This is a genomic window from Streptomyces spiramenti (genome assembly GCF_012034385.1).
Lineage (GTDB): Bacteria > Actinomycetota > Actinomycetes > Streptomycetales > Streptomycetaceae > Streptomyces > Streptomyces spiramenti.
Map to the genome: position 1 here is coordinate 1 of NZ_JAAVJB010000249.1, position 6,883 is coordinate 6,883.

Sequence of the window (6,883 nt, forward strand, 5' to 3'; positions counted from 1 at the left end):
GCCCGCCCCGACCCGGACACGCGAGTGGCGCGGACACCGTCCGCGCCATCCGGTCGCCGACCCGCACCGATCCGGGAATCCGTGCCGTCGTGAGAGTGCCCCCGGCAGGATTCGAACCTGCGACACCGGCTTTAGGAGAGCCGTGCTCTATCCCCTGAGCTACGGAGGCGGGGATCTGGACGGCGGCGAGGACCGCCGCCGGGCCCGGACCTGCGGTCCACTGATCCCGTGGCGCACCAGCGGTGTGGCACGCCGCGGACAGTGTAGCTGGTGGCAACGCCCGGTCGAGGCGGTCGCCCCACTCGGCCGCACCGCCGCCGACGCGCCCCCGGGCCCCCGCCCCGAGGGGCGTCCCGGCCCGGCGCCGAGCCATCCCGACGTGGGCGGGGACGCGGTACTCCCCGGCGGGGCGGATCGCACGAAGAGCGCTGTCCGCGACGGCTCGACGGGGACGCTCGTACGGGCGCAACCGCTTCCGCAGCTGCCCGGAACGATGTCGGGCCAGGCCGCGACCAGCCGGATGTCCGACGGAAACGAGCCGACACGTTCAGGGCCCCGGCAGCCGCGGTCCGGGGCGCTCGTCAAGGACATCACGCGCTGACTGTTCGCCGTCGCACGGTTTCTGATAGTTGTTTCACCGGGGTGCGGGCGCAGGTCCGTGGCGGCATTTCACAGGGCCGCAGGGAGGACGGACATGAGCACAACGACTCGGGCCGACGTGCTGGCCGGCGAGCAGCGGGCGGTCGACCACGCCTACGCCTGCTACGACGAACGACTCGCAGCCATGAGCGGCTCGTCGGCGGCGAAGGCGTCGGCCACCGGCAAGGACGGTATCGCGAACCGCGTCGACGCGGAGGCCCGTGCCCTCGCCTACGGCGGCCTCGGGGACGAGGCGCTGGTCTACGCACGGGTGGATGCCCCGGAAGAGCCCGGTGACGAGCCCCGGCCCTGGTACATCGGGCGTCGCGGCGTTCAGGACGCGGAGAACGACCCGGTGGTCCTGCTGTGGACCAGTCCGCTGGCGAAGAGATGGATGGAGGCGCTTCCGGACGCACCGGGTGACGTGTCGCTCCGCCGTCAGCTGCGTTGCGTGCAGCGGGTGCTGGAGAGCTACTTCGACGAGATCGTCCCGGTGGAGCGGACGTTCGTGCAGCCGGATGTTCCGGTTCCCCGCGGCGCTGCCGAGGACACCCGCAGTTCGGCCCCGGCCGACAGCGTTCCCCCCGCTGAACCTGTGGAGGCACCGCCGGGCCGGCCGGCTGTGCCCGCCCCGGACCGCGCGGCGCCGGAGGCCGGTCAGGCGGCGGGCGATCCGCATCCGAAGCGGGCTCCGAGTCCCGGCGACATCGTCCGCAGACAGCGCCGGAAGCCGCTCCAGCCGGACGACTTCCTTCTCCGCGAGTTGCAGCGGTCGCGCGGCGGTCGCATGCGCGACATCGTCGAGACGATCCGCCGCGACCAGATGGACCTGGTCACCGGCGCTCCCTCGGACATCCTCGTGATCCAGGGCGGACCCGGTACCGGCAAGTCCGCCGTGGGCCTCCACCGCGTCACCTGGCTCGTCAACAACGATCACTTCAAGGCAGTCGACATTCTCGTCATCGGGCCGCATCAGCGGTTCCTCGACTACGTCGGCCGTGTACTGCCCACGCTCGGCACACGGGACGTCAACGCGGTGCAGCTCGGCCGCCTCTGGGACGGAGAGGTCTCGGGAACGGACTCGCCCCGCACCAGGTTGGTGAAGTCCGACGAGCGCATGGCGGCCGTGCTGCGGCGGCGGGTGGAGCACGACCACCGCCCCGAAGCCCTCGACGACCTCACCGCCGAGCCCGCTTTCGCAGGTGACGAGCCCGCGGTCGTTATCACCGCGGGCAGCACCACGCTGCGTGTGCCGCGCTCCGAGGTCCTGGACCTGCTCACACAGGTCCGTGAGATCGATGCGCCCTACCGGGAGCGGCGCGACCGCTTTCGTGGCCTGCTCGTCGACCGACTGCTCCAGGAACTCTCCGACGTCGCGCCGCGCCGCAGCCAGACCGGGACCATCCGCCGGGACCTGGAACGCAACCGCAGAGTGGAACGACTCGTGGACCGCGTGTGGGCCTCGCCGGGTCCCCGTGAGGCGCTGCGCAGTCTCTACGACTCGTCCGAACTCCTCGCCGAGTGCGCCGAAGGCATCCTCGACGAGGACGAGCAGCAGGCGCTGCGACGTGCTCGTGCCGCCACCGCGGACGCCGACCGGTGGACTCTCGACGATCACGTCTGCCTCGAGGAGCTGCGGGCCCTCATCACGGGCGAGACCCCTCGGCGGTACGGGCACATCGTGATCGACGAGGCGCAGGACCTGACCCCGATGCAGGCGCGTGCCCTACGGCGGCGATGTGCCGCGGGCGGTTCGATGACGGTGCTGGGCGACCTGGCGCAGGCGACCGGTCCGCACACCCCGACGAGCTGGGACCGTATCGGCGTGGCGCTGTCCGACCAGGGCGACTGGCGCGTGGCCGAACTCACCAGGAGTTACCGCGTCCCCGCCGAGATCATGGAGTTCGTCGCTCCGCTCGCCAGGGTGGTCGCCCCCACCCTGTCGTCGCCGCTGGCGGTGCGCGAAGCGGGCCCCGAGGCAGTGCGGACGGTGGCGACCGAGCCCTGGAAGCTGCTCCAGGACACCGTGGACCATGTCGCGCAGCTCAGCGGAACCAGCGACGGGAGCACCCTCCGCTCGATCGCTGTCGTCGTCCCCGACGACCTGGACTGGCTGGACGAGATCAGCCGCCGGATCGACGAGAGCGGAGCCGTCGCCGAGCTCGGCCGGCAGCACGTCTCGGTGCTCGCCGCCTCCCAGGCCAAGGGCCTGGAGTACGACCATGTTCTCGTCGTGGAACCGGCGACCCTCGCGGACCGGGGCCCGTCCGGGCTCAGGCAGCTGTACGTGGCGCTGACCCGCAGCACCCAGACCCTGACCGTCCTGCACACCGCTCCGCTTCCCCCGGAGCTCGCGCCGACGTCCGACGAGGAGGACCACGCCGAGTCCGACGGCCGGAGCGGCGACGAGCAGACGCCCGAGCTGCCACGGATCGGGACGGACGTGCGGGTCGAGGTGGTGGACCGGGCACCCGGCGGTCGCTACAAGGTGCGGGCGTTGGCCCCGGGGGTGGAGCGGTCGCTCGTGCTCACCGTCCGCCACGGCTCGGTGCCGCCGCGGCGGGGCGAGGAGCTGGATTGCTGGGTCATCGCGAACGAGTCGAACCAGACGGTGCTCACCGCGGACCGACGCGGCCGTTCGCCCGTCTCGGAGCGGATGGCGGAGCGCTACGTCGCGGCGCTCGGGGTCCTCGACGAGCTCGTCGAGAACGACGGGAAGGCCCCCGATGCCCGAGCGCGGCTCTCCGAGCTCCAGGGGATGGCCAACCGGGTCCTTCGACGGGACCAGGCCGACTGGGTCGACGTCCTTCACCTGTTCGGAGACCCCGCGAGGGACAGCGTCACCGTGCTGCGCGACCTCGCTGCCGGTGCCGGGCGGGCACTGAAGGAAGGCGCCCTCGATCACCGCGCGCTGGAACGGGACGTCGCGAGCTCCGGCTGGGCCGGGCCCCTGGCGGCGGCGGGGGAGGAGCTCCGGAAGAGGTGGCCCGACCGCCGCTCCGCGCACGACGACATGCCCGCCGCCGACCGACGTCAGCCCGAGCGGAAGGAAGACACAGTGACGGACCACGAGGGAACGATCTCCGGCGCCCCGGCCGCGCCGCCGGCGCCGGAGAGCTTCATCCGACGACTCGAGGAGGAGGCGGCGGCCGACCGCGGCTGTCGCAAGCACGAAGCCGTGCGCTACGCGCTGAAGTCGTCCCTCTACTGGGCGGATCTGCAGCCGGAGGACTCCCCGGTCGTCGACGTGAGCTGCGTCGCCGACTCCGGGCTTCTCCTCTACGAGGCCATGGGTGCGGGCCGCTCGCGCTACGCGGACCTCCGGGCGGGCGCGACCAGGCTGCTGGAGGTGAACCGCACGCTCGCCGCCTCGGCCCAGGGCCTCTACCTGGTTCTTCCGGAGCCGCCGAGCGAGAGCTGGGCGCCCGACCTGGTGCGGGAGATCTTCGGCGTCCACGTCGTCTGGCACACCCCGGAAGGCTGGGGCGGCAGGGAGCTGGGAGCGCTGGTGGGCCGCTCCGGGTGACGCCGAGGCGCCCCCGCGCGGGCGGGGATGCGGGGGCGCCGGGTCGGACCTACCGTGCGATACATGACGACCAGCGACGGTGGTGACCTCGACCTCGCCGTTCGGCGGGTGTACGAGGAGCCGGAGGAGGACGACGGCGCGCGGGTGCTGGTGGACCGGCTGTGGCCGCGCGGCGTCTCCAAGGAGCGTGCCCGGCTCGACGCCTGGCCCAAGGAGCTGGCCCCCAGCGACGAACTGCGGCGCTGGATGCACGCGGACCCCGACGGGCGCTACGACGAGTTCGCCCGCCGGTACCGGCGCGAGCTGGAGGGCGACGCCGCGGTGTCGGCCCTGGCGAACGTGCGGGACCTCGCCGAGCACGGGCCGGTCGCGCTGCTCACCGCGGCCAGGGACGTGGACCACAGCCATGTCCCCGTGCTCCTCACGGCGCTGCGCGAGAGCTGAGCCCGGACGCGCGCGAGAGGTGAGCCCGGACGCGCGCGAGAGGTGAGCCCGGACGGCCCCGGGGGTCTGCCGCGCCCCGGGGCCGTCCGGTTCGCCTGCCTCAGGCGGCCTCGGCGGCGGTTCCGAGGCGGCGTACCGCCAACTCGGCGTAGAGCGCGGCCCCGTCGGCGAGCACCGCGTCGTCGAAGACTGCCAGCGGCGAGTGGTTGTTGGGCACCGCGGTGGGATCGACGCCCGGCCGGGCGGCTCCGAGGAAGACCATCGCGCCGGGCACCTCGGCGATCACCCGCGAGAAGTCCTCCGCGCCCAGGATCGGGTTGGTCTGCGGCGTGTACCGCTCCTCGCCGTGCACCTCCCGCACGGTGTCGGCGACGAACTCCGCCTCCGCGCCCGAGTTGACGGTGACCGGGTACTGCTCGTCGAACGCCACGTCCACGCCCAGTCCGTGGGCGGACGCGATGCCGCGGCACACACCGACCGTGCCGTCCTTCATCGTCGCCAGCGCCTCAGGGGAGAACGTCCGGACGGTCGCGACGAAGGTCGCCTCGTCGGGAATGATGTTGGAGGCGGTGCCCGCGTGGAACTTGCCCACCGTGAGGACCACCGGCTCGAAGACGTCGAAGGTCCGGCTGATCCAGGTCTGCAACGCGGTGACCATCTCGCACGCCGCCGGGATCGGGTCCTTGGCGCGGTGCGGTGCCGAACCGTGGCCGCCGGCACCCTTCACGGTCACCGTCAGCACGCTGGACGCGGCGAGCAGTGGGCCCGACCGCGTGGTGAACACCCCGCCGGGGATGTTCGCGGACATCACGTGCAGCGCGTAGGCGGCCACCGGGCGCTCCCCGGAGGCGTCGAGGACGCCCTCGTCGAGCATCCGGCCGGCGCCGTCGAAACCTTCCTCGCCCGGCTGGAACATGAAGACCACGTTCCCCGCCAGCTGTTCGCGCCGGGACGCCAGCAGGCGTGCCGATCCGGCGAGCATGGTGGTGTGCAGGTCGTGGCCGCAGGCGTGCATCCGGTCGGCGGGCGCGGCGTACTCCAGCCCGGTGCGTTCCGTGACGGGCAGCGCGTCCATGTCGCCGCGCAGCAGGACGGTCGGCCCCGGGCGCCCGCCGCGCAGCACGCCGGTGACCGACGAGACGGCGTCGCCCGTGGTCACCTCCAGGCCGAGCCCGTCGATCGCGCCGAGCACCGCCTCCTGGGTGCGGGGCAGTTCGAGACCGATCTCCGGGATGCGGTGCAGGTCGCGGCGGAGTTCGACCAGCTCGTCCGAGAGGGACCGTGCGTCGTCGCGCAGGTTCACGGGGGTGCTCCTTCCGGTTGGGTACCGGACGGGCGCCGGCCGGTATGCGCGGGCGCCGCCGGAGCGGTGATCGTAACGTCACCACCCCGGCGCAGACCATGGTGCGGGAGCGTTCGGTCCCGGCGGTGCCGGCTGCCGCGTGCCCGCCGCGACCTGCGCGGGCCCCGCGGAGGTGCCCGTCGGCGGGCCGTGCCCGTGTGCCTCGCCGGCGGGCCGTACGCATCTGCCGTACCCGCGGGCGGTCCGGCCGCGCGGCGGGTGCCGCGGATCAGACGAAGAGCACCAGCCCGTACTGGGCGAGGATCGGCTGGATCGGCAGGTAGAAGGTGGTGCCGCCGGTGGTGCAGTTGCCGCTGCCCGCCACGACGATGCCGACCACCCGGGCCGTGCCGGCGGCGACCAGCGCCCGGCCGGTGTCGCCCGGGTCCGGGCAGAGCGAGGCACGGCTGACCCCGGTGAGCGCGCCCTGCGGGAAGCCCAGGGTCTGGTTGTGGGCCTGCACCGTCCCGCAGGTGATGCCGGTGGTCGGTCCGGCCTTGCAGATCCCGGCGCCTATCGGCAGCGCGACGGCGGAACCCACGCGGATCGTGCCGGTCGGGGTGGCCAGGTGCGGCGGGTAGGAGCCGTTGCCGTTGTACTGCACCAGCCTGTGCGGGGTGGACGGGAACGGCGAGGCCGCGGTGCTGCTCCCCACGGGGACGGTCAGCGCGTTGTCGGCGAACCACTGCGTGGTGCCGGTGGGATGGCCGCACGCTCCGTGCATCAGGCCGTAGGGCGTTCCGCCGGAGCCGTACAGGTTCAACGCCACCGCGCACGGGCCCGCGCTGGAGTGGAGCTGCGTGCCGCCGATGACGGTGGGGGCGCTGGCAGGGGCGACGGTCCCGGTCTCCGCCGCCGGGGTCTGCTCCGCGGTGGCGGTCGGCTGCGCAGCGGCGGTGGCGGCGCCCCCGGCGAACATGCCCAGGGCGGCG

At 73.4% G+C, this 6,883-nt stretch carries 4 protein-coding genes and 1 tRNA gene; 2 read left to right on the forward strand and 3 right to left on the reverse strand.

The window, feature by feature from the left end:
• Positions 1 to 96 precede the first annotated feature (96 nt).
• A tRNA-Arg gene (locus HCJ92_RS20720) sits at positions 97 to 169 on the reverse strand.
• Positions 170 to 694: 525 nt separating this feature from the next.
• Between HCJ92_RS20720 and HCJ92_RS20725 the strand changes: the two genes are divergently transcribed.
• Both HCJ92_RS20725 and HCJ92_RS20730 read left to right on the forward strand, forming a co-directional pair.
• Entirely contained in the window at positions 695 to 4,165 is a 3,471-nt protein-coding gene (locus HCJ92_RS20725) for a HelD family protein (RefSeq protein ID WP_167935134.1), read from the forward strand.
• A 63-nt stretch (positions 4,166 to 4,228) separates the two neighbouring features.
• Positions 4,229 to 4,609 carry a DUF488 domain-containing protein gene (locus tag HCJ92_RS20730; protein WP_167935135.1) on the forward strand — a complete coding sequence of 127 codons (381 nt, stop codon included), beginning with the start codon at positions 4,229 to 4,231 and terminating at the stop codon, positions 4,607 to 4,609.
• Between the two features lie 100 nt (positions 4,610 to 4,709).
• On the opposite strand, the gene HCJ92_RS20735 is transcribed toward HCJ92_RS20730, so the two are convergent.
• Both HCJ92_RS20735 and HCJ92_RS20740 read right to left on the reverse strand, forming a co-directional pair.
• On the reverse strand, positions 4,710 to 5,912 hold the full coding sequence (locus HCJ92_RS20735) for an amidohydrolase (RefSeq protein ID WP_167935136.1): 1,203 nt from the start codon (positions 5,910 to 5,912) through the stop codon (positions 4,710 to 4,712).
• A gap of 268 nt (positions 5,913 to 6,180) precedes the next feature.
• On the reverse strand, positions 6,181 to 6,883 hold a 703-nt coding region (locus tag HCJ92_RS20740; protein ID WP_167935137.1), incomplete at its 5' end, for a S1 family peptidase.